General features: G+C 55.0%; 23 protein-coding genes. 13 read left to right on the top strand and 10 right to left on the bottom strand.

Annotated elements, in window-relative coordinates:
• Positions 1 to 141: 141 nt before the first annotated feature.
• The 4 genes from RAC90_RS02750 to osmV are packed head-to-tail and all read left to right on the top strand — an operon-like array spanning position 142 to position 3,577.
• Positions 142 to 858, top strand: a complete 717-nt coding sequence (locus tag RAC90_RS02750; RefSeq protein ID WP_006119222.1) for an ABC transporter permease — start codon at positions 142 to 144, stop codon at positions 856 to 858.
• Positions 859 to 872: 14 nt separating this feature from the next.
• Complete coding sequence (locus RAC90_RS02745) at positions 873 to 1,784, top strand: glycine betaine ABC transporter substrate-binding protein (RefSeq protein WP_039340281.1); 912 nt, start codon at positions 873 to 875, stop codon at positions 1,782 to 1,784.
• 9 nt (positions 1,785 to 1,793) lie between these two features.
• Entirely contained in the window at positions 1,794 to 2,441 is a 648-nt protein-coding gene (gene osmW / locus RAC90_RS02740; protein ID WP_006119224.1) for an osmoprotectant ABC transporter permease OsmW, read from the top strand.
• Positions 2,441 to 3,577: an osmoprotectant ABC transporter ATP-binding protein OsmV gene (osmV, locus tag RAC90_RS02735; RefSeq protein ID WP_039340279.1), complete on the top strand. Its 1,137-nt coding sequence runs from the start codon at positions 2,441 to 2,443 to the stop codon at positions 3,575 to 3,577. The genes osmW and osmV overlap by 1 nt, the downstream gene beginning before the upstream one ends.
• Before the next feature lie 109 nt (positions 3,578 to 3,686).
• Here osmV and bioD read toward each other — a convergent pair whose 3' ends face one another.
• The 3 genes from bioD to RAC90_RS02720 form a co-directional block, all read right to left on the bottom strand.
• Complete coding sequence (bioD, locus tag RAC90_RS02730) at positions 3,687 to 4,385, bottom strand: dethiobiotin synthase (RefSeq protein WP_039340277.1); 699 nt, start codon at positions 4,383 to 4,385, stop codon at positions 3,687 to 3,689.
• Between the two features lie 115 nt (positions 4,386 to 4,500).
• Positions 4,501 to 5,718, bottom strand: coding sequence for an ROK family transcriptional regulator (locus RAC90_RS02725; protein ID WP_039340276.1), 1,218 nt, complete (start codon positions 5,716 to 5,718; stop codon positions 4,501 to 4,503).
• Between the two features lie 118 nt (positions 5,719 to 5,836).
• The gene (locus tag RAC90_RS02720) at positions 5,837 to 6,739 is read right to left on the bottom strand and encodes a LysR family transcriptional regulator (protein WP_058701865.1); all 903 of its coding nucleotides are present in this window, start codon (positions 6,737 to 6,739) and stop codon (positions 5,837 to 5,839) included.
• 98 nt (positions 6,740 to 6,837) lie between these two features.
• Between RAC90_RS02720 and RAC90_RS02715 the strand changes: the two genes are divergently transcribed.
• The 6 genes from RAC90_RS02715 to RAC90_RS02690 all read left to right on the top strand — a co-directional run bounded on the left by RAC90_RS02715 (position 6,838) and on the right by RAC90_RS02690 (position 11,290).
• Positions 6,838 to 8,085 (top strand): MFS transporter, encoded by a 1,248-nt coding sequence (locus RAC90_RS02715; RefSeq protein WP_006119230.1) that lies wholly within the window; start codon positions 6,838 to 6,840, stop codon positions 8,083 to 8,085.
• A 164-nt stretch (positions 8,086 to 8,249) separates the two neighbouring features.
• Positions 8,250 to 8,507, top strand: coding sequence for a hypothetical protein (locus tag RAC90_RS02710; RefSeq protein WP_033741742.1), 258 nt, complete (start codon positions 8,250 to 8,252; stop codon positions 8,505 to 8,507).
• 203 nt (positions 8,508 to 8,710) lie between these two features.
• Entirely contained in the window at positions 8,711 to 9,256 is a 546-nt protein-coding gene (cybB, locus tag RAC90_RS02705; protein WP_375123911.1) for a cytochrome b561, read from the top strand.
• A 165-nt stretch (positions 9,257 to 9,421) separates the two neighbouring features.
• Complete coding sequence (locus tag RAC90_RS02700) at positions 9,422 to 10,606, top strand: sugar transporter (RefSeq protein ID WP_039340269.1); 1,185 nt, start codon at positions 9,422 to 9,424, stop codon at positions 10,604 to 10,606.
• A gap of 236 nt (positions 10,607 to 10,842) precedes the next feature.
• Positions 10,843 to 11,166, top strand: a complete 324-nt coding sequence (locus RAC90_RS02695; RefSeq protein WP_006119236.1) for a hypothetical protein — start codon at positions 10,843 to 10,845, stop codon at positions 11,164 to 11,166.
• 25 nt (positions 11,167 to 11,191) lie between these two features.
• A complete protein-coding gene (locus RAC90_RS02690; RefSeq protein WP_015700245.1) occupies positions 11,192 to 11,290 on the top strand; it encodes a YoaK family small membrane protein in 99 nt (32 codons plus the stop codon).
• A gap of 2 nt (positions 11,291 to 11,292) precedes the next feature.
• On the opposite strand, the gene RAC90_RS02685 is transcribed toward RAC90_RS02690, so the two are convergent.
• Both RAC90_RS02685 and RAC90_RS02680 read right to left on the bottom strand, forming a co-directional pair.
• On the bottom strand, positions 11,293 to 11,559 hold the full coding sequence (locus tag RAC90_RS02685; protein WP_006119238.1) for a DksA/TraR family C4-type zinc finger protein: 267 nt from the start codon (positions 11,557 to 11,559) through the stop codon (positions 11,293 to 11,295).
• A gap of 100 nt (positions 11,560 to 11,659) precedes the next feature.
• Complete coding sequence (locus RAC90_RS02680) at positions 11,660 to 13,255, bottom strand: ABC transporter substrate-binding protein (RefSeq protein WP_375123910.1); 1,596 nt, start codon at positions 13,253 to 13,255, stop codon at positions 11,660 to 11,662.
• A gap of 127 nt (positions 13,256 to 13,382) precedes the next feature.
• Between RAC90_RS02680 and pepT the strand changes: the two genes are divergently transcribed.
• Entirely contained in the window at positions 13,383 to 14,636 is a 1,254-nt protein-coding gene (pepT, locus tag RAC90_RS02675; protein ID WP_375123909.1) for a peptidase T, read from the top strand.
• A 40-nt stretch (positions 14,637 to 14,676) separates the two neighbouring features.
• Here pepT and RAC90_RS02670 read toward each other — a convergent pair whose 3' ends face one another.
• Both RAC90_RS02670 and RAC90_RS02665 read right to left on the bottom strand, forming a co-directional pair.
• On the bottom strand, positions 14,677 to 16,359 hold the full coding sequence (locus tag RAC90_RS02670; RefSeq protein WP_039340263.1) for a methyl-accepting chemotaxis protein: 1,683 nt from the start codon (positions 16,357 to 16,359) through the stop codon (positions 14,677 to 14,679).
• A 171-nt stretch (positions 16,360 to 16,530) separates the two neighbouring features.
• On the bottom strand, positions 16,531 to 18,048 hold the full coding sequence (locus RAC90_RS02665; protein ID WP_033741750.1) for a carboxylesterase/lipase family protein: 1,518 nt from the start codon (positions 18,046 to 18,048) through the stop codon (positions 16,531 to 16,533).
• A gap of 186 nt (positions 18,049 to 18,234) precedes the next feature.
• Here RAC90_RS02665 and RAC90_RS02660 point away from each other — a divergent pair, with 186 nt between their 5' ends.
• Entirely contained in the window at positions 18,235 to 18,669 is a 435-nt protein-coding gene (locus tag RAC90_RS02660) for a DoxX family protein (protein ID WP_058701859.1), read from the top strand.
• Positions 18,670 to 18,701: 32 nt separating this feature from the next.
• On the opposite strand, the gene RAC90_RS02655 is transcribed toward RAC90_RS02660, so the two are convergent.
• Both RAC90_RS02655 and RAC90_RS02650 read right to left on the bottom strand, forming a co-directional pair.
• Positions 18,702 to 20,042 (bottom strand): VOC family protein, encoded by a 1,341-nt coding sequence (locus RAC90_RS02655; protein WP_033741752.1) that lies wholly within the window; start codon positions 20,040 to 20,042, stop codon positions 18,702 to 18,704.
• Between the two features lie 67 nt (positions 20,043 to 20,109).
• Positions 20,110 to 21,450, bottom strand: coding sequence for an aromatic acid/H+ symport family MFS transporter (locus tag RAC90_RS02650; RefSeq protein ID WP_033741755.1), 1,341 nt, complete (start codon positions 21,448 to 21,450; stop codon positions 20,110 to 20,112).
• A gap of 314 nt (positions 21,451 to 21,764) precedes the next feature.
• On the opposite strand from RAC90_RS02650, the gene RAC90_RS02645 reads away from it, so the two are divergent.
• A complete protein-coding gene (locus RAC90_RS02645; protein WP_033741756.1) occupies positions 21,765 to 22,685 on the top strand; it encodes a LysR substrate-binding domain-containing protein in 921 nt (306 codons plus the stop codon).
• Here the strand turns inward: RAC90_RS02645 and smrA are convergent.
• On the bottom strand, positions 22,682 to 23,248 hold the full coding sequence (smrA, locus tag RAC90_RS02640; protein ID WP_033741758.1) for a DNA endonuclease SmrA: 567 nt from the start codon (positions 23,246 to 23,248) through the stop codon (positions 22,682 to 22,684). The genes RAC90_RS02645 and smrA overlap by 4 nt on opposite strands.
• Between the last annotated feature and the right edge of the window lie 206 nt (positions 23,249 to 23,454).

Raw genomic sequence — 23,454 nt, 5'->3', positions numbered from 1 at the left:
TAACGAAATTACGCAGAAATTCGCAAACGTTTTACACGTTTAACAATCGGCATGGTTTTGGACGCGGCGGCCCTTTTTGTGGCGTCTGTCATGTCGGTTCAGGGTTTGATAACAACAGATTGGTCTACAGGGAGAATCCGTATGCATAACGCTTCGCTGGCCAAACGTGCCGGTCTGGCGCTGCTTGCTGTGATAGCAGTGTTGGGCGCACTGGTTTGGGGGCTGGGCTGGGATACACTGGTCGCCCGCCGCGTTGATCTCATCTATCTTGGCCAACAGCACCTGTTTTTAGTGTTCTGGTCAATGCTGTTTGCCCTGCTGGTCGGTATTCCCAGTGGGATCCTGCTAAGCCGTCCCTTTGCCCGTCGCTGGGCAGAATATGTCATGCAAATCTTTAACGTGGGCAACACGTTGCCGCCGCTGGCCGTACTGGCGCTGGCCATGGTGGTGATCGGCATTGGCGATAAGCCGGCGCTGTTTGCCCTGTTCCTGGCCTCGCTGCTCCCCATTGTCCGCAACACCTATGCCGGACTGAGCGCCGTTCCGCCCTCACTGATTGAAGCCGCTAACGGTATCGGCATGACAAAATGGCAACGCCTGCGTCAGGTTGAGCTGCCGAATGCGCTGCCGGTCATTCTGGCAGGGGTGCGCATTGCGACAGCCATTAACGTTGGCACCGCCCCGCTTGCCTTCCTGATTGGTGCCAGCAGCTTTGGCGAGCTGATTTTTCCGGGGATTTACCTCAATGACTTCCCGGTCCTGATTCTGGGCGCGGTGGCAACGGCGTTAGTGGCCCTGATACTGGATATGTTGCTGGCGACGTTAGGCCGTTATCTGAGTCCGCACGCTGCGGCATAAAACAGGAGTTGATGATGCTTACGCGTTGGATTAAGCACTGTACGCTGGCCCTGACGGCGACGCTGGCGCTCAGCCAGAGCGTTCAGGCTGCCGCCCCGCTGGTGCTGGCGACGAAAAGTTTTACGGAACAACACATCCTTTCTGCCATGACCGTGATGTGGCTGCAAAAGAAAGGGTTTCAGGTTATCCCAAAACGCAACATTGCCACGACAATCAGTCGAAATGCCATGATTAACAAGCAAATCGACATGACGTGGGAATATACCGGTACCTCACTGATTATTTTCAACCATATCAACAAGCCCATGTCCTCACAGGAAGCTTACCAGACCGTTAAAAATCTGGATGGCAGGCTGGGGCTGATCTGGCTTAATCCAGCCCCGATGAACAACACCTATGCTTTTGCCATGCAGCGGGCGCGGGCGGATAAAGAAGGTATTTCTACCCTGTCGCAACTGGTGGCCAAAATTGATCAGGTGCGCAAAACCGACCCGAAACATAACTGGCGACTGGGGCTGGATCTGGAGTTCTATGGCCGTTCGGATGGGATGAAGCCGCTGCAGAAGACCTACAACCTCACGCTGGACAGACCGCAAATTCGTCAGATGGACCCGGGTCTGGTGTACAACGCGATCCGCGACGGTTTTGTTGATGCGGGCTTGATTTACACCACGGATGGGCGCGTAAAAGGATTCGATCTCAAGGTGCTGCAAGATGATAAGCACTTCTTCCCCAGCTACAACGTGACGCCGGTCGTACGCAAAGATGTGCTGGAGAGCCATCCCGGCCTTGAGGCGGCGCTGAATCAGCTTTCATCGCTGATTACGGATGAGGCCATCACCGAGATGAACAAGCGCGTGGATATCGATCATCAGTCACCGGAACAGGTGGCGCGCGATTTCCTTCAATCCAAAAACATGCTGTAAGGAGGCATCGTGGATACCCTTCATTACATCATTGATAACTGGAATAACCTGCTCACGCTGACCTGGCAGCATACCTGGCTGGTGCTGGTCGCTGTGGGCTGCGCCATTCTGGCCGGCGTGCCGCTGGGCATTTTAATTGTCCGCATTAAATGGCTGGCCACGCCGGTACTGGGCATCGCCACCATCGTGTTGACCATTCCGACCATTGCCCTGTTTGGTCTGATGATCCCGCTGTTTTCGCTGATCGGTCAGGGAATCGGTGCGGTGCCTGCCATCACGGCGGTGTTCCTGTATTCCCTGCTGCCGATTGTACGTAATACCCATACCGCGCTGGAAAACCTGCCGGATGGCTTGCGTGAGGCCGGTCGGGGCATTGGGATGACGTTCTGGCAGCGTCTGCGCTGGGTTGAGATCCCCATGGCCCTGCCCGTCATTTTTGGCGGTATCCGCACCGCCGTCGTGATGAATGTCGGCGTTATGGCCATCGCGGCGGTGATCGGTGCGGGCGGACTTGGCCTGCTCCTGCTTGATGGCATCAGCGGAAGTGACGTGCGCATGCTGATTGCCGGCGCACTGATGATTTGCCTGCTGGCGATTGTTCTTGACTGGCTGCTGCACCGTTTGCAGCTGGCGCTGACTCCTAAGGGAATTCGATAATGATAAAACTTGAAAATCTGACGAAAACCTTCAGCCAGAAAAATGGCACGCTGATGAAAGCGGTGGACAATGTAAGTCTTGAGGTGCCGGCGGGCGAAATGTGCGTACTGCTGGGCCCTTCCGGCTGTGGGAAAACGACCACTCTGAAAATGATTAACCGCCTGATTCCGGCCACCAGCGGACGTATTCTCATCAACGGTGAGGACACCAGCACCCAGGACACGACCACGCTGCGCCGCAATATTGGCTACGTTATTCAGCAAATTGGTTTGTTTCCTAACATGACGATTGAGGAAAACATTACCGTCGTGCCGCGCATGCTGGGCTGGGACAAAAAACAGTGCCGCGAGCGGGCCACCGAATTAATGAGCATGGTGGCACTGGATCCCACGAAATTTCTGCATCGCTATCCGCGCGAAATGTCGGGCGGGCAACAGCAGCGTATTGGCGTTATTCGCGCGCTGGCGGCGGATCCGCCGGTTTTGCTGATGGATGAACCTTTTGGTGCGGTGGACCCGATTAACCGTGAAGTCATCCAGAATGAGTTCCTGGATATGCAGCGTCAGTTAAAGAAAACGGTCATGCTGGTCAGCCACGATATTGACGAGGCGCTGAAACTCGGTGATCGCATCGCCGTATTTGGCCAGGGCAAAATTGTGCAATGCGCCAGCCCGGACGAATTACTGGCGACGCCAGCGAATGATTTTGTCGGGTCGTTTGTCGGTCAGGACCGCACTCTGAAACGTCTGCTGCTGGTGCAGGCGGGTGATGTGACCGATCAGCAACCGACCATCACGGTGAAACGTTCGACGCCACTGATGGATGCGTTCAGCACTATGGACGATAACGATATGCGTTCCATTACCGTCGTGGACGACGATGGTAAACCGCTCGGGTTTGTTAAACGTCGCGAGGCGCGTAGCGCCAGCGGTCGCTGTGAGGATATCCTGCACACCTTCCGGGTAACCGGCAAAGCCGAGGAGAACCTGCGCGTGGTGCTGTCAAAGCTGTATGAACACAACACGGTGTGGATGCCGATTGTGGATGAAGAAGGCCGTTACAGCGGGGAAATTTCGCAGGATTATATCGCGGACTACCTCAGTTCCGGCCGTACGCGTCGCCGTCTGAATCCCTGAAAAATCAGGGCCGCACCCCGGTTGCGGCCCTTTTCCATCGAGCGGGTTTCGTGTTTCGCATCCTGTGTCACTGTCTTTCTTATTAGCGTGTGTTTTCAGATGAAGGGCGTCAGGCTATTTTCGCCTTTGCAACCGGCAGCTTGTCGGCATTGAGCAGGGAGATATCCAGGTAGCGGGACACATCACGCTGCTCAACACGCGGCAAATAGGGCAACTCACCCAACAGCGGCGCAGGAAGCTTGTCACGCAGGGCTGAAATGATCTCCGCATAGTGCGCCAGCCCCGGATTGATCCGGTTTGCCACCCAGCCTGCCAGCGGTAAGCCATCACCCAGAATAGCCTCAGCCGTCAGCAACGCATGGCTGATGCAGCCCGTTTTAATCCCCACGACCAGGATCACCGGCAACTGTTGTTCCACCACCCAGGCCGATAACGGCTGGGCATCATTCATCAGGCTGCGCCAGCCTCCTGTGCCCTCAACCACGACGCGATCGGCCAGTTGATGCAGGTTCTTTAACCCCTGACTGATTCGCGCATAGTTAACCTCACAAGGCGGATAACCCCCGATTTCTTCTTTTTCGAAAATAACGGGATTCACAGCCTGATAAGGCAACGTCATGGACGAGGCGCTTTGTAAAAACAACGCATCTTTATTTCTCAGGCCCTCTTCCGTTTTGACACCACAACGGGCAACGGGCTTGTAGCCTGCGGCACTGAAACCGGCCTGAATAAAACTCTGTAACAGGGCGCGCGACACAACGGTTTTTCCCACTTCGGTATCTGTTCCCGCAATAAATAGCGTTTTCACTCGACGTCTCCTTCACCAGCGGTTTCGACTCATCGGCGATGAGTCTTTCGTGCGAACAGACATTCTAAGGAAGGAAAAGCACAGGCAGATTGCGTTAGCGCAAGGTTAGTGTTGCTTAACCTTGTAGTAACTTCACTAACAGGTAACCGCTATAGAGCGAATCTTTAATGAGCGCCGCCGCACCGAGTGTGCCAGGCTCAGTAAACTCAGTAGGTGCAAGCTGAATGCCTGCGCTGTAAGCCGGTAACGACTGCTGATGAATGGTGTTTTGTACCGCCGGGAACAGGATTTCCGCCGCCTGACTTAGCGGTGAACCGATAAGAATATGTTGAGGATTGAAGATATTTACCATCATGCCAAGCAGCCTGCCCACATGATGCCCTACCGTGGCGATGGCATCGCGGGCCAGCCTGTCACCCGCCTGGGCCGCCTCACAGACCGCCTCCAGCGTTAAGGTTTGATGATGTAACAGGCTGTCGGGCTGTCCCGGCAGACGCTGAGCAACAAGGGCCAGCAGACTGCCGGTACTGGCCACCGTTTCCAGGCAGCCATGATTCCCGCAGTAACATTGCTGACCATAGGGATCGACCTGCGTATGGCCCACTTCGACCAGCGCACGTCCGCTTTTGTGCAGTAACTGTCCGTCCGTGATCACGCCCGCCCCCACGGTTTCATCAATGACAATCTGAATGACATCCTGCGCACCGCGCGATGCGCCAAACAGGGATTCTGCCAATGTCCAGGCCGAGATATCATGCTGGATAAACACCGGCAGGCCGGTTCGGGCCGCCAGGGTGCTGCCCAGTGGCATATCATGGCAGGTATAACCGGGTAACCGGTGCACCACGCCTGATGCGACGTTGATCAGCCCCGGCAACGTGATAGCAATGGCGGTCAGCCTTTCCAGCCGCTTTTGATGGCGGATAAAAAACGCATCAACATGGTCGGTCAGTGTGGTCAGTAAGGATTGGGTGGGATCATCCGGGAGGGGCAAATGGTCTTCAACCAGCGCCCTGCTGCTCAAATCGCGAAGCGTCAGGGTTAATGTGCCACGGTGCAGGCGAAGGGCCAGGTAGTGCCAGGCCTCCGTGTCCAGAATTAACCCGATAGCGGGACGACCACGCGCGCCCGGATCCTGAAATTCGGTTTCCTGAACCAGATGGGCATCCAGCATTTCCCGGACAATTTTGGTAATACTGGCTGGGGCTAACTGGGCGCGCCTGGACAATTCAATGCGCGAGACGGGGCCATGCTGATCAATTAATCGGTAAACGACGCCAGCATTGATTTGTTTAATTTGGTCAATATGGCCAGGTTGGCTGTCCGAACTCACACCCTGCTCCGGTTATTTTCGCGCTTCTAAATAAATATCCGCTATGGTGCGGCAGATTCACCTTTTGCGGCAAATATTTGCTTAGATATGTGATTTATCACACATAATTTTTCCGCCTTTAGCGAGAGCGTTCGTTTTCCCGCCGCAACAGCGCCATCATATGGGCCATCTGCGCGCTCATTTCCCGTTGCGCAGACCAGACCAGCCACATTTCCGAAAGTGCATCCGGTTCCTCAAGCGGCAGCCAGACGACATTCGTCAGGCGGGCATGGCTGAACGATGCCGGTAAAATAGACACGCCTAAACCGGTCGCGACCAGACCGAGAATTGTCATCGCCTCGCCCACTTCCTGAGTGATATAGGGTTTGATCTGATAGCGTTGCAGTAAATCGAGTATTTCGCTGTAAAGCGCCGTTCCCACCTGCGGATCGAAAAAGACAAAAGGCTCACTGGCCAGCGCCTGTAAAGAAATCTTCCCGGCGGACGCCAGCGGATGGGCTTTGTGCACCACCGCGCATAGCGGCTCCTGTAACAGGAGCTGATGATGCAGATCGGCAGGCAGCGGCGTGTTGCGCATCACACCCAAATCGAGTTTCCCTTCATGGAGCGGCGTCAGCTGCTGCCGGGTATTGATTTCCTGCATCTGAACATGAACATCAGGCCAGCGCTGGCGAAACAGGTAGAGCGCATCCGAGACGACACCAATAAAAGCGGCAGATGAGGTAAAGCCAATGCGCAGTTCCCCTTCTTCTCCCCGATGTAGTCGTGCCGCACGCTGGGTCGCCTGCTCAACCTGCAACAGAATGGCGCGCGCATCCTGCAAAAATTGTTGCCCGGCCGGCGTGAGCTGCACGCTGCGGTTGGTGCGGTTAAACAGCTGCGCCCCGGTTTCTGCCTCAAGGTGCATGATTTGCTGACTGAGCGGCGGCTGAGAAATATGCAGCCGCTGCGCCGCGCGGCCAAAATGCAGCTCTTCTGCAACGGCAATAAAATAACGCAGGTGACGCAGCTCGATATTCATAGGTTAAAAATATTATTTGAGATTATTAATATATTAGACAACCTAATCCGCTTTTCCTAGCCTTACGTTATTCGTTGTTTTTACTCATAAGGATTACTGTGAATCGCTCTTCATCGGCTGTCGCCCTGGACAGAAATGTGGCGCAGCAGCCTGCATCACCTTCTCAGGCGTGGATCGTGCGCGGCACTCCGCCCTTTATGCGCGTGACACTGGCGCTGTTTTCGGCCGGGCTGGCCACCTTTGCGCTGCTGTATTGTGTGCAGCCGCTGCTGCCGGTCCTCTCTGCACAGTTTGGCGTGTCACCGGCCGCCAGCAGTATTTCCCTGTCGGTCTCCACCGCGACACTGGCGCTGGGCTTACTGATTACCGGCCCCTTGTCCGATGCTGTCGGTCGCAAATCTGTCATGGTCACCGCGCTGATGCTGGCTTCCGTCTGCACGCTGATTTCGGCCACCATGACAAGCTGGCACGGCATTCTGCTGATGCGGGCGCTTATTGGCCTGTCGCTCAGCGGCGTCGCGGCCGTCGGGATGACTTATCTCAGTGAAGAAATCCATCCCAGCGTAGTCGCCTTTTCGATGGGGCTGTATATCAGCGGAAATTCGATTGGCGGGATGAGCGGTCGCCTGATCAGCGGCGTATTAACCGACTTTTTCTCCTGGCGCGTCGCCATTGCCGCCATTGGCTGTTTTGCCCTGGCGGCCGCCCTGATGTTCTGGAAAATTTTGCCCGCCTCGCGGCATTTTCACCCGACGTCCCTGCGCCCCCGCCATCTGGCCATTAACTTTCGCCTGCACTGGCGCGACGCGGGCCTGCCCTTGCTGTTCGCGGAAGGCTTACTGCTGATGGGGGCGTTCGTCACCCTGTTTAACTATATCGGCTATCGCCTGCTGGGTGCGCCGTGGCATTTAAGCCAGGCCGTGGTGGGACTGCTGTCGGTGGTTTACCTGACCGGTTCATGGAGTTCGCCCAAAGCCGGCGCGTTAACCAGTCGATATGGCCGGGGGCCGGTGATGCTGGGCGCAACGCTTATCATGCTGACGGGCCTGCTCCTGACCGCCTTTCATGCCTTGGTTCTGATCTTTATTGGGATGATGCTGTTCAGTGCTGGCTTTTTTGCCGCACACTCCGTAGCCAGCGGCTGGATTGGGCCACGCGCGCGTCGCGCAAAAGGCCAGGCGTCTTCACTGTATCTGTTCAGTTATTATGTGGGGTCCAGCGTGGCGGGTACGGCAGGGGGCTTTTTCTGGCATCAGTTTGGCTGGCCGGGCATAACCGTGTTTATCTCTACCCTGCTGCTGCTGGCTCTGGCGGTCGCGTGGCGGCTGCATCAACGCAAACTCTAGCAAAACTTAACAAATTTTCCGGGCACAATGCGGCCCGGAAAATCCGCTGTACAAGAATTGTCCGTATTATCAGTATCATTGCTAACTACCGGTGTTTCCCCGCTATAATCGGTTTAATCCCAAAGATTAATGCCATCTTTGAATTCACTGTTAGGGGAGACCTCATGGCGCATTACTATTACGTCAATAAACAATCCGGTTATAACGATAACCACGTGGTACACGCCAAAGGCTGTCGCTACCTTCCGGGTCTGGAAGACCGACTGTTTCTGGGCACGTTTTACTCTGCAACAGCGGCTATACAGCAAGCCCGAAAATATTATGCCAGCGCATTAGGCTGCGACGACTGTTGCCCGGTTATGTCTGCTCAAACCCCACCCCTGCATGACAGCGTTGGACTGAAGCACGGTATTGATTTCTGATCACAGCGCATGCCTTTGCGATCCCATTCAGCCGCGTTTTTCCCGAGGATGGCGGAATATCGCCGCCATCTGCCCTGCCAGCCCGCCGTTCAGTTGCTGCCGACCTGCCCCTGTAGCCGTCCCGCTTTAAGTCGCCAATTCGTTAAGCATTTTGCCTTTTTTCCGTTATCTTAGAGGCCTTACTCTTCATACAGGGATTTAACATGCGTGATAAATATGCGGCGTCTCAAATTGCCCTTCACTGGCTGACCGTGCTGCTGCTGATTATTGTCTATGCCACGATGGAGCTGCGCGGTTATGTGGAACGGGGCTCCTGGCAGCGCTTTGTGATGACCGTGACACACTTTAGCGCGGGCGCAACCATTCTGGTGGTGATGCTCTCACGGTTACTGCTGAAAATTCGCCATCGCAGCCCCGCGATTACGCCCCCCGTACCGCGCTGGCAAACGGGCCTGGCACACCTGACGCACACGTTGATTTATGCCTTATTTATCAGCCTGCCGGTGCTGGGTATCGCCTCACGTTACCTGAAGGGCCGCGAGTGGTTATTATTCGGCATTCCCATGCCGGTCGCTGCGGAACCTGATTTCGATCTCTCTGATACGCTCGTCGACTGGCACGAAACCCTGGCGCCACTGGGCTACTGGCTCATCGGCTTACATGTCGCTGCAGCCCTGTTCCATCACTATGCGCTGAAGGACAATGCGCTGCTGCGTATGATGCCGGGACGCGGGACGCGCCAGCCCTGATTCCCTGACGCTGCACATCGGGCTAAAAAAATCACCATAATCTGCGCCAGGTGGTTCCACCCGGCGCTTGATTCCTACACAATAGCCACTAAATTGTGACGCAGGTCACTTTCGTGGGATGATCGTTGTCATCCTCTTTTGACGCACAGACAGATTTAACTTCTCATGCCTTTAACAACTGTTTCCCGTAAAACGGCCTGGCTACGCGTGGTGCTGCTGGCCATCGCCGCTTTTGTTTTCAATACCACTGAGTTCGTACCGGTGGGTTTACTGTCGGATATTGCTGCCGGGTTTTCGATGAAAACCGCTGAAGTGGGCATTATGCTGACGATTTATGCCTGGGTGGTGGCGCTGCTGTCCCTGCCGTTAATGCTGCTGACGCGTAATGTTGAACGGCGGTTACTGCTTACGGTACTGTTTAGCCTCTTTGTAGCCAGCCATGTTCTTTCGACATTCGCCTGGAGCTTCAGTTCGTTAATCGTTTCCCGCATTGGCATTGCGCTGTCACATGCGGTGTTCTGGTCCATTACCGCCTCCCTGGCTATTCGTGTGGCGCCTGCCGGTAAAAAAACGCAGGCGCTCAGTATGCTGGCAACCGGTACGGCACTGGCCATGGTGCTGGGGGTGCCCATTGGTCGCGTTGTGGGGCAGGCGCTGGGTTGGCGCACCACCTTTGGCGTGATCGGGCTGTCAGCGTTGATCCTGATGATTATGCTGGCGCGCGTCTTGCCGCGTCTGCCCAGTGAACACACCGGTTCATTAAGCAGCGTACCGCTGTTGTTCCGCCGCCCGGCCCTGGCAGGCATGTACCTGCTGGTTACACTCATTGTGACCGCGCACTATACGGCTTACAGCTATATTGAACCCTTTATGCAACTGGTGGCGAATGCCAGCGAAAGTTTTACCACCCTGCTGCTGTTACTGTTTGGTTCTGCCGGCATTATTGGCAGTCTGCTGTTCAGTTCGCTGGGTAAACGCTTTCCCTCAGCGTTGCTGATCAGCGCCATCGCCCTGGTCACCTTATGCATGGGGCTGTTAATTTTTGCCGCCGTGCGTCCTGGCGCGATTATCACCCTCTGCGTCGTCTGGGGAATGGCGATGATGATGATTGGCCTGGCGATGCAAATCCGTGTCCTGTCACTGGCACCCGATGCCACCGACGTGGCGATGTCGCTGATGTCCGGCATTTATAACATCGGCATCGGTGCGGGCGCGTTACTGGGCAGTCAGGTGAGCGTATATATGAGCCTGTCTGACGTCGGTAACGTGGGGGCGATGATCGGCCTGGTCGCGCTGCTGTGGTGCGTGTATATTTTCCGGCGCTACCCACAGTTACGCTCTAATGGTTAACTGAAGCAGGCTTCTGCGCCTCGCAGAAGCCTGCCGATGCGTCTTCGTCTGCTATCATGCACTGCGGCACTGCGGCACTGCGGCACTGAACGGCCAGACGACCTGTTCCGGCGCCCGAAGGGGCAGCGCGTCAGAAAGGTGCTAAACACACCCGATAACCGCTTATATTGTCAGAGGATGCCCTTCTACCTGACTCATCCATTACATCTGTTAACCTCGAAAAAGGATCAACGTTCATGACGAGAAAGTGGTTAACGCTGTACCTGTCGCGTAGCGTCAGCCGGGTGATGTTGCAGGATCTCCAGGCCATCTTACCTGCTGAGGCGGTGAAAATTTTCACGAATGATTTAGACGACGTTCGCTACGCTACAGTAGAATGCGTGCAGGCAGAAACGACCTGCGCCTTGATTGCCTCGGCGATCATCGTCTGGCGTCAACTGGGGCATATTCATCTGCTGCTGTATACACAAGGTGAAGTGCAGCGTCAGATCACGGACGCCACGCAGTTTGAATTATTTACTTTGCTGAAGAACAACCGTGCCGCCTTGCGGCTGGCCTGACGTGGCGTAACCTCACAGGATAATTATGAGAATTGGTCTGCTGTTCCCCATCGCTATCATCGTGGCAGGTATTGGCTTTCTCGCCTGGTTCATCGGCAGCGGCCTGGCGATGCCTGGCTCCTGAGATCAGCGTAGCTGGCTGTCTTTACTCCCACGCCGGTTGTAGAGACTGCTCTCTTTTTTCTGCTTATCGATCTTTTCCTGACAGGAAACGCAATAACGCACGCCCTTGAGTGCCTGACGGCGGGCTTCGGGAATCGGCTCGCCGCACAGTTCGCATTCTGTGGCACTTTCCCCCTGTCCCAGTGACTGACGCACACGTTCGATACCGTCATTAACGGTGCTGTCGATTTGCTCCTGTACTGCCCCTTCTGCTGCCCAGCCGTTTGCCATTTTTATGCTCCACTTCATTACCTCTACAGGTTAACTGTACAACATATCAGGGATTTTGCAGGCAAACCGACTCACCTCCCTGTGAAGCCGGTGACGGACATTACGGCTTAATATCGACCTGATAAAAGATATGTTTGCCGAAGGGATCCACTTCGTAACCGGTCACCGATTTGCGGATCGGTTCGAAAATGGTGGAATGGGCAATCATTACGGCCGGCATCTGGTCGTGCATGATTTGCTGCGCCTGCAGATACATGACCGTACGTTTGGCTTGATCGGGTTCGGCACGGGCAGCGGTAATCAGCTTTTCAAAGGGCTGATAGCACCATTTTGATGAGTTCGATCCCCCTTTCGCCGACGTGCAGCTGTAAAGTGGACCAAAGAAGTTATCCGGATCCCCGGTTGCCGTCGTCCAGCCCATCAGGGCCGCCTGATGTTCACCGCTGCGCACACGTTTCAGGTATTCGCCCCATTCGTAACTGACAATATTGGCTTTGATGCCCACTTTTGCCCAGTCTGCCTGGATCATCTCCGCCATTCTGCGTGCGTTGGGATTATAGGGACGCTGTACCGGCATCGCCCAGAGCGCAATTTCCGTCCCTGGTTTCACGCCTGCCTGTTGCAATAACGCTTTCGCTTTTTCCGGGTCGTAATCGTAATCCTTCAGGTCTTTGTCGGCACTCCAGACGCCGGGGGGCAGAATGTTTTTCGCCACCACGCCAGTGCCTTTAAAAATCGCCTCGATAATAGCAGACTTGTTGATCGCCATGGCCAGCGCCTGGCGAACCTGCACATTATCGGTCGGGGCTTTGGTGGTGTTAAAGGCCAGGAAACCGGTATTCAGTCCCGCGGCCTGTTTCAGCGTGATGTCCGGATTTTGTTTCATTTTTTCGAGATCGGCAGGATTCGGGAACGGCATCACCTGGCATTCATTTTTTTCCAGTTTGGCGTAGCGCACTGCCGCGTCTGGCGTGATGCTGAAAATCAGCCGATCCAGTCTGGCCTTGCCCTGCCAGTAGTCCGGAAACGCCTTATACAGAATGCGTGAGTCTTTTTGATACTGAACCAACTGGAAAGGCCCTGTTCCGATGGGATCGCTATCCACTTTTTCCGGTGTGCCGGCTTTCAGCATCTTGTCTGCATATTCTGCCGAGTGAATGGAGGCGAAATACCAGGCCAGATCGGCCAGAAATGGCGCTTCCGGGTGCGCCAGCGTAAAGCGCACGGTGTGATCGTCAACGCGGTCAATGTGGGTGATTAACGTGGCCAGTTCAAGACTGTCGAAGTTGGAATAGTGCCCGCCCGAGACGTTGTGATAGGGATGGTTGCTGTCCATCTGGCGCATAAAAGAGAAGATGACGTCATCCGCATTAAAATCACGACTGGGCGTAAACAGCTTATTGCTCTGAAATTTAACGTTATGCCGCAGATGGAACGTATAGACTTTGCCGTCGGGACTGATCTCCCAGCGTTCTGCAAGGCCTGGAATTAATTCTGTGGTGCCGGTTTTAAAATCAACCAGGCGGTTAAACACCGGCACGGCACTGGCATCCACGCTGGTTCCCGAGGTGTAAAGTTGCGGATTAAAGTTCTCCGGTGAGCCTTCTGAGCAGTAGACCAGCGTCTTCGCGTTGACACTTCCTGCCAGCACGATACCGGCCGTCATCATTCCCAGGGCTGTAAACCTGTTTCTCATTATTATCCTCGCTTTATGTTGACTTCCATTAATCAGACTCTCTAAATAAACGGTGCAAACAGTGGATTGATAGCATGAATCTTCACCATAGCGAACCCCGCATGTAGTCAACTAATAAGGATTAGTGATGACCGACAAACTTCAGACGCAGTTGATCACGCGTTTTTTCCGTTATCTGGCGGTGAGCAGTCAGAGTGATGCAAAGTCCAGCACCTTACCGAGCACCCCGAGTCAACATGCGATGGCGGCGCTGCTGGCGGATGAATTGCGCGAACTGGGGCTTGAACAGGTCGTCGTTGATGAACAGGCGACGGTAACGGCAGTTAAACCGGGCAACTGCCCTGACGCGCCACGCATTGGGTTTATTACGCACATTGATACGGTTGACGTCGGTCTGTCACCTGATATTCACCCGCAGATCCTGACCTGGCAGGGCGAAGATCTGTGCCTTAATCCCGAACAGAACATCTGGCTGCGCCGGGATGCGCATCCTGAAATTGCCCCTTATATGGGCCAGGACATTATTTTCAGCGACGGGACCAGCGTGCTGGGCGCCGATAACAAAGCGGCGGTCAGCGTCGTTATGACGTTAATGGAAAACCTGCAGGATCAGCACGGTGATGTAGTCGTCGCGTTTGTCCCCGATGAAGAGATTGGCCTGCGCGGTGCCAAAGCGCTGGATCTTAACACCCGCTTTAATGTGGACTTTGCCTGGACCATCGACTGTTGTGAACTGGGTGAAGTGGTCTATGAAAACTTCAATGGCGCGGCGGCAGGGCTGCGTTTCACCGGGGTTCCCGCCCATCCGATGTCCGGTAAAGGTGTGCTGGTCAACCCGCTGCTGATGGCCCATGACTTTATCAGTCACTTCGACAGGCAGGCGACGCCCGAACACACGGAAGGCCGTGAAGGCTATATCTGGTTCAATGAAATGCAGGCCAATGCCAGTGTTGCGACGCTGAAAGCATCAATTCGCGATTTCGATCTGGCGAGCTTTGCCGCGCGCAAAGAACAATTGCAGCATGTTGCCAGCCTGATTGCTGAACGCTATCCCACCGGACAGGTCGAGATAACGATTCACGATATTTACAGCAATATCAGCAATGCCATGGGCGACGACCGCCGGGCGCTGGATCTGATTTTTGCTGCCATGCGCGATCTGGACATTACACCCAAAGTGATTCCCATGCGCGGCGGTACCGATGGCGCGGCCTTATCTGCCCGCGGTATTTTCACCCCTAACTTTTTCACAGGCGCGCACAATTTCCATTCACGTTTCGAATTCCTGCCGGTGAAGTCGTTCGTTAAGTCGTATCAGGTCGCGGAGAAACTGTGTTATCTGGCGGCGCAATCGGGGAGTACGTCAAAGACAGGCAGTTGAAACATCACCGCCTTCATGATGAAGGCGGTAGTCATATTGATTAGAAGGTGACCCAGTCGCCGTTCTCTGCCGTGGCGGCTTTTGGACGCAGTACAGGAGACGGTGCTGTTGCAGGGCCTGCAGACGCCGCTGGCGGCCTTCTGTCCTGTGTCAGCGCTACCGGCGCATCGCTCGATAACCGGAACTGTGCAACAGAAGCCTGAAGCGCTTCCGTCTGCAGCGCCAGCGCGCTGGCGGCGGCAGAAACCTCTTCAACCAGAGCCGCGTTTTGCTGCGTCACACTGTCCATTTCCGTCACGGCCGTACCAACCTGAGAAATGCCCTTGCTCTGCTCTTCCGAGGCGGCGGCGATCTGCTTCATAATTGCATCCACATCCTGGACGGATTTTAAAATGCCGCTCATCGTGCCGCCGGTGGTACCCACCAGTTCCGCGCCCTTTTCCACGCGCTGCACAGAATCGGCAATCAGCCCGGCGATTTCTTTCGCCGCACCGGCGCTGCGCTGTGCCAGATTGCGCACTTCACTGGCGACGACGGCAAAGCCTCGCCCTTGTTCACCGGCACGCGCGGCTTCTACGGCCGCATTCAGTGCCAGAATGTTGGTCTGAAACGCAATGCCGTTAATGACGTTGGTGATCTCAGCGATTTTCTTCGAGCTGTCGGAAATGCCGTTCATGGTGGTCACAACTTCATCCACCAGGTTGCCGCCCTGCTTCGCCGTCAGCGTTGCCGCTTCGGTCAGTGCACTGGCCTGACGGGCATTTTCCGCATTAAATTTCACGGTCGCGGTCAGCTGTTCCATACTGGCGGCGGTTTGCTCCAGCGCGGCAGCCTGCTCTTCCGTACGGGAGGACAGATCGTTATTACCAATAGAGATTTCGGCGGCACCGCGCGAGATATTCTCTGTGCCGCTGCGAATGGCACTGACCGCATCACGCAGGCTGTCCTGCATCGCACTGAGCAGCGGAACCAGTTTACCAACGCAGTTACGGCCCATATCCTGAACGGGTTTACTGAGATCCCCTTTGGCGATTACGGCAAAATGCTCGCGAATCTTCTCCAGCGGTTTGACCAACATTGTGACCAGATAACGATCGGTAAACAGCAGAATCAGCAGACCAATCACCACGGTGGCTGAAATCATCGTTTTAGTCACGGCGGTCAGACGATCCACTTCAACACGGGTTTGTCCCAGTTTCTTGTTCGCCACGTTGTTAAACGCTTCGGTGCTGGCACCGAAGGCGCGGCTGAGCGCAGGTGTGACGTCATTCGCCTGTTGACGATAGGCATCCAGCGAATCCTGACGGGCACGCTGCAACTGCACGGTGACGCCCTGATCCAGCAGTTGCTGCCATTTATCAATGACCTCATTCGTCACGGCCGCGTCCATAGGTCCGGGTGACAGCTGTTTAAACAGCGCCAGTTGATGACGCATGTTATCTAACGCCTGCTGTACCGGAGCAAAGGCGGTGTCATCCTGGGCGACACCGGCGGCCTTTTTCTCCATCACACGCGACAAACGCGTAATCATACGAAAATACTGGTCGTTACCCTGACTTAACGCGGTCATCTGCTCAACGATATGGCGATCCACATCATTGCCATCACTGAGGGAGTTAAGCGAATGAATGCTGAACAGCCCAATGCCGCTCCACAACAGACTAAACAGTCCCAGAATGGTCAACATAACCGTGCGAATAGTGAAATTTTTAAGCATACCCATACAGAAATCCCTTGAACGTTAATCCGTAAAACCGGACACAGGAGATTTATCGGCAGCTCGCGGGAAAATGTAACGGTATTGTTATTTTTTTTCATCCACCCGCACAGATAATGTGCGGGTGGAAATGTGCAGGCCGGCGTACGTCTGGCATGCACCGCGCTGGTTCACCCTTTACAGTCGCACCAGGCGGGACATCATCAAACGGAACAAAGCGAGGCGGCGGCGCATAAAACCCGGTAACAGTTTGAGAGCCGCTTGACCCTGCCATCCTAGTGACATTGTCACGTCATGCTTTTTGCGCCAGGCGGGCCAGCGTTGTTTGCCTTCAATCATCGTCGTGTGTGGGGTTACATCACATGCGAAACGAAACCAGTAATCGCAAACCTGTTGAGAAAAAGCATGATCTGCGGCGGTAAAGGTGCGATCGTCGTCGGCAGGCGGCATCATCGCCAGCGTATTCATCACGTAAGGGATTTCATTACCATGCCAGGTGCCGTGCGGGTAGAGATCGCGCGATCGTTCTGAAACGTAGTCGAACCAGTAGCGCCAGCCCGGCATGCCCGCTTTCTCCTGCGCACGCATGATCAGCCAGGGAACAATGCTAAACGTCATATCCCGCGCGACAGCCCGCCCCAGCAGCGCATCATCCCCGGTACGGTAAATCCAGCGCAGTAACCGATAATGAAAATGGTTATTACGCCGTAGCTGTCCCACCACGGCGGCAGCCTCCACGCCAAACCAGACCAGTACGCTCGCTTCATCGCTGTTACTGCCCGCCATCAGCGGCAGGCGGTGCTGTTTTCCCGCCATCAACGTTTTCAGGACCGGCTCGGGCAGCACCGTATCACCGGCAATGGCCACCGGACCGAGGCCCAGCGAGCTGTCCAGCGGCCAGAAGGCGTCCGCAGGCAGCTCACGCAGCTGCGCCATGCTGGCATCCGCCGGTAAACCCAGCGCGGTCGCCACCATAACGCCTTTTTCACGTGCCGCGTCGCGGGTGACGTCTGGCAGGCTATAGGCACTTTGCACGATCCCTTTGTGGAACAACCCCCGGGACAGCGGTGAGCAGCAAAGCGAAAGCACACTGCGGGCGCCCGACGATTCGCCAAACAGCGTCACGTTGCTGGCATTCCCGCCAAACGCGGCGATATGCTGCTGTACCCATCGTAATGCCGCGATCTGATCAAGCAGCGCGAAATTGTTGATATGGCCCGTGTCAGCCTGCTCTTTTTCCAGTGCGGGATGAGCAAAAAAACCCAGATGTCCCAAACGGTAGTTAAGGGTCACCACCACCGCACCCCGCGAGGCTAAGGGTTTTCCACTATAGGGTGCCAGCCCACCTGAACCGATCGTAAAGCCACCGCCGTGAAGCCAGACCATGACCGGGAGTGGAACCTCTGGCTGCAGCTCTGGCGTCCAGACGTTGAGGTACAGGCAGTCTTCACTGAATACACCAGGATCGCCTCCGCCAATCGCCAGGCAGTAGTCACGATTCTGCCAACTCGCTGCAGAAAAGTGCTGTGCATTGCGTACACCGTGCCAGGGCTTAACCGGTTGTGGCGCGCGCCAGCGATACGCGCCGACAGGCGGTGCCGCATACGGAATGCCCTTGAATACAAAGATCCCGTCATCAAGGGTGCCCTGCAGTTCTCCGTCAGTCAGCGCGATTTTCAGGCCGTCATTTTTCATGCAGTGTTCCTTGTTAGCGTGCCTTTTCATTATTTCAGGCAATCTGATGTTGTCCAGTTCTGACGCGTTGTTAAGCAAAACGGTAAATACGCTGAAAAATCGCCCGAAGGCGTCGCCGTGATTGACCCCTGTCATGAAAATGTTTTTAGTGGAGAGCGTAACGAAAACGCCTTTGAGGAACTGACAATGTTTAGCGGTATCAATCAGGTTTTTGTGCGCATGACCGATCATCCCGATCTCGGCAAACTGTTGCTACGTCTGACTCTGGGGGGATTATTGCTGTTTCATGGTGAGTTTAAGCTCGTGCATGGCGTGGGCTGGATTGCCCATTTACTGCGACAACACGGTCTGCCGGGCTTTATCGCCTGGGGTGCCTGGATAGGGGAAATAATTGCACCGCTGATGCTGATCGCAGGCTTCATGACCCGGCCAGCGGCGTTTATCATTGCCGTGAATATGGTTGTCGCCACGCTGCTGGTCAAAACCGGCGCAGTGTGGCATCGCACCGATGTCGGTGCCTGGGCACTGGAAACGGAAGCACTTTACCTGTTCGGCGCTCTGGTGGTGATGTTTCTGGGGGCGGGAAGATTTACGCTGGTCCGTGATACGCGCCTGCAGTAAAGGAAAAACGGGGCGGTTCCGCCCCGTTCATATTATAAGGTAATGCCGCAGCGCTGTAAGGACGCCCGCTGCCTCTCTGCATACAGCACCATTTCATCCTGCACGGGGCAGCCCAGTGCGGTTTCAAAGCTGCTCCGGCTTGCCTGTCCCGCCGAACGTGTCGGCGTTTTGTCCCCGAGATTAGACTGAAAAATCCCTGCCGCACTGACAGGCAGAAAATCTTCATAAATAACAGGATCCGCCAGAATCCGCCCCTGCTCAATCAGACTTGCCAGTGATTCCCCACGCTGCGGCGGTTCCGCTCGCCCTTTTTCGCTGAGCCGATAAGTAAACCAGGCTAAGCCGGCTTCACGTAATGCGTTTTCATCATCCGGGAAAGCCGCAAAGGTCGCCGTGAGCTGCTGCTGGTGCTGCTGATTATCCGCACCGCTCCCGGCTTCGCTGAGCAGACGATCGTAAAGCGCGCGGCCCTGCGGCGTTAAGGCCGCGCCGCGCTGTTCGATCTCACCGAAGCGCGCCGTGTGCGTGCCCTCAAAACCGTCGGTGAAAATGACGGGTTCTTCCAGTGCCTTGAAGCTGGTCTGGCGTAACAAAACAGGCACCTTACGCCGGGGCGGACCTTCGATCACCGTTTTGGGATCAATGCCATACGTCGGCATCAGCGCCTGGACACGATCAATATCCAGCGTGCGTGGCGTAAGATGATTGATATGGCAGGCCGGAAAACATACCACATCCGCGATCAACCGATGTTGTTGGTTCAGCGCCTGATAGGTGCGGCTCTCCACAAGGCTGTGTGAATGCCAGCGGAAGGTTTCCAGCGCTTCGTTGATAAACGCCTGCGCCTGGGGCGCCGTCAGTCCGCCCTGCTGTTGATGCAGCGCGATGAGGTTTCGGCATTCCGGCGTGAAAATATCGCGCGAGGCTAAAATCCGTGCGGCTTCATCCCGAAGCGCCGGGTCGGCAATCAGCTCCAGCCGTAACAGCGAGGTAAAAATACGAAAAGGATTGCGCTGCAGCGCTTCATCATCAATGGGGCGAAACGCGGTGGAGTGCACCGGTACGCCCGCCTGCGACAGATCATAATAGCCCACCGGAAACATGCCCATGACGGCAAACATCTGGCGCAGCATGGCAAGCTCGTCCGCGCTACCGACGCGAATGGCCCCGTGGCGCTCCAGACTGAGGCGGCTGAGTTCATCGGCCTCGGTCAGCCGTTGCTCTAGCACGCTATCAGCTGCAAGCGTTGCCTCATTAACCGCTTTCACCAACTGCATCAGCGTCCCGTAGAGCGGCACTTCCTGCTGATACATGTCCGACATGGCCTGGGAGAAGCCCGTGCGAATCGTATCCGCACTGATAAAGTTATCCATATTTACCACCTGACAGCATGAGCGTTGCAGCTACTGTAATCCAACGCGCTGCGGTCAGCGGAAAATATCATGAATTTGTGATCGGCTTAAAACCGTAGCGATTTTTCACCACCAGCATCACGGTGGTCAGCAGTGCCGGTATAGCGAGCAGCAAGAAAATAACGCTGAACGACCAGCCGAGTGACAACATTTCAGCCCCGACAAAGGCACTGAGGATGGCACCGATTCGGCCCACCCCGTGCATCCAGCTGGAACCGGTTGCGCGGGCATGGGTAGGATAGTAGCTGGCGGAAAGCGCATTCATGCCGGTATTCGCTCCGTTAAAACAAAAACCGCTGCAGAAGGCAATGGCGCTCATGATAACGACCTGCGGCGGTGAAAAACCCAGCGCGACAATAGCGATACCGCCGCAGAAGTAGATCACAGCCAGCGACAGACTGGCATTGAAGCGATCCATCAGCCAGCCGGCAAACAGCGATCCCAGCGTGCCGCCTGCCTGGTACATCGCGGTGATTATCGCCGCTTCCGTCACGGACATTCCCTGTGTATTGACCAGGGATGGCAGCCAGCTGCCGATCAGATACACCAGGAACAGCCCCATAAAATAGCCGCCCCAGAGCATCAGGCTGCCGATGCGGTAGCGAGGAGAAATGACCGTTGCGATGGCGCTGTGTTCAGCAGGTGATTTTTCCGCTTCGGTCGCATGGAAATGCGTATCCGGGCTCGTACTGCCGGGAAGAATACGTTCAAGAATGGCGCGAATGTGCTGCGCGGGCGCACCGCGACTAATCAGGAAACGTACCGATTCAGGAAGCTGACGGATCAGAACCGGCAGGACCAGCAAAGGAAGAATACCGCCCAGCAACAGAACGGAATGCCAGTCGTAACGTGGTAACAACCATGACGCGGCAAAGCCGCCGCTGGCGGCCCCAAAGGTAAAGCCACAAAACACCACGGTGATAATGAATGAACGGCGCCGCTCCGGCGCATATTCAGCCACCAGCGTACTAACGTTGGGCATGGCCGCTCCCAGCCCCAGCCCGGTCAAAAAACGGAACAGGATCATCTGTTCGATACTATGGGAAAATGCGGTCACCAGCGTCCACAGACCAAAAAACAGGACGCTGAAAATGATCATTAACCGGCGGCCAAAGCGGTCGGCCAGCGGCCCGGCGACCATCGCCCCCAGCGCCAGACCAATCAGCGCTGCACTGATCACGACACCCAACTGATGAGTACTGACGTGCCAGGCGGTTTTCAGCGTCGGCGCGATAAAGCCCATCAGGGCAATATCCATACCATCGAGCGCAACCACGATAAAACAGAGTACAATTAACCGAATTTGGCCACCACTCAGAGTACCCTGATTAATTAACTGGCGAACATCTACCGCCTCGACACTGCTCACGGGTAAACTCCTCAACGGCTGACTTAAACAACTATCAGATTTGGTAAAAAAAACGGCACTTATGATAGCTGATCGTTAACGATAAAACGCATGAAATTTTCGGCCGAAGCAGAAGCAATGCGGTAAGTTGATGTTTTTTCAGCAACCGTGAAAAACGCCCTGTCAGGCAAAAAAACAACGCCATCATTAATAATCAACCACTTAAAACGCTCCGCTGCAAAAAGTACACATTGTTAATAAAAATTTGCAGCAAAGTTAACAAAATCCAGCTTAAATAGTTGCCTGTCACCTGGCAATGTCATTAAGTTGGGTAAATGGAAAAAAATATCCTTTTCAATCAGCGCATTCGCTTGCGCCATTTACATGCCTTTGTTGCCGTCGCGCAGCAGGGAACCCTGGGGCGTGCAGCCGAGACCTTAAGTCTCAGTCAACCTGCGCTTTCTAAAACCCTCAACGAACTTGAAGAACTCACCGGCGTCCGCCTGTTCGAACGCGGTCGGCTGGGCGCACAACTGACCACCATGGGAGAACAGTTTCTTATCCATGCGGTAAAAGTGTTAGAAGCGCTGAATCATGCCGGCCAGAGTTTTAATGAACAGATTAACGAGCGTCCGGTAGTCATTCGTCTTGGTGCCTTAACCACGGCGGCGATGGGCATGTTGCCACAGATTCTTGACCGTTTTCACCAACTGCGTCCCAACACGACCATTCAGGTTGCCACCTTACATAATAATGTGTTGCTGGCGGGGCTGAGAGCGGGCGAGTTTGATCTGGGCATCGGCCGAATGGCGGATAAAGAGATGATGACCGGCCTGACCTATGAACTGCTGTTTCTGGAGTCATTAAAGCTGGTCGTCAGACCGGAGCATCCGCTTTTAAGTGACAACGTCACGCTTTCACGTGCCATGCAGTGGCCTGTTGTGATTTCCCCGGAAGGCACCGCGCCGCGCCGCCTGGCACAGCAGATGCTGGATGAGCAAGGGTGCTGTCTGCCGCCCCATTGCGTCGAAACGTCTTCAACGTCGCTGGCCCGTCAGCTGGCGCTGCGCTATGACTACATCTGGTTTGTGCCTTCCGGGGCCGTCAAAGAAGATCTCAGCCACAATGCCCTGATATCGTTGCCCATCACCTCTCCCGGCCCGGGTGAACCCGTAGGGATAATCACGCGCACCGGTAACACCTTAAGCCTGAGCGCCGAAGTGTTGATGAGTACCATTCGTAAGTTTCACAGCTAGCGACTGCGTTTAGCATGGCGCTCCCAGTTTTCCTGACGCGCTTTTTCCGTTTTGCGTAGACCGACATAGAGCGCACCGGAGCCGCCATGCTGCTTCTGTGCGACACAAAAGGTCTGGACGTCGTCAAATTCACGCAACCAGCGGTCAAGATAGCTGCGCACAATGTTGGCATGAGAGTCATTGTCCCGGCCTTTGCCGTGAATAATCAGCAGGTTTCTGTAGCCGGCTTTACGGACATCCTGCATGAAGGTAAACAAATTTTGACGGCAGGTTTCAACAGGCTGGCGTAGCAGATTCAGGCTGGCATCCAGCGCATATTGCCCCTTGCGTAATTTATCCAGCACGCCCTGCTGGATGCCTTCAGCTTTAAACTCAAGTTGCTGCTCAAGAGGAATGATGTCCAGGTAACCGCGGGTTAAAAAGTTTTCGTCTTCAGGTTCTGGTGACCGAGGCGGCACTTTTTTGCTGGCGGCGCTGTGATTCCAGCGCGTATTTTCTGCATCTTTGAGTGGCGTAACGTCATTCATCGCGTCACGAAACAGATTGTCATCGTCAAGGTTCATGGCTCGCCCCTGGTAAATGATATGACGCAAAATTGACTTGAAACCAAATAGTAGCAAAATCGGTAAAGCCTGCGCTAATCCCGTTTTTATCGTCCCTTCTGGCCTTTCAGATTAAGATAAATTCTGTATGAGATCAAAAATCCGTAAAGATTTGTTTACGATCTTAATAAGATGACATCAAAAAACCCTGTCATAACAGCCTTTAG

It is taken from the genome of Pantoea sp. CS_6, assembly GCF_041954745.1.
Lineage (GTDB): Bacteria > Pseudomonadota > Gammaproteobacteria > Enterobacterales > Enterobacteriaceae > Pantoea > Pantoea stewartii.
Note: the sequence above shows the minus strand (reverse complement) of the source record. Positions and strands in the feature narration are given on the sequence as shown.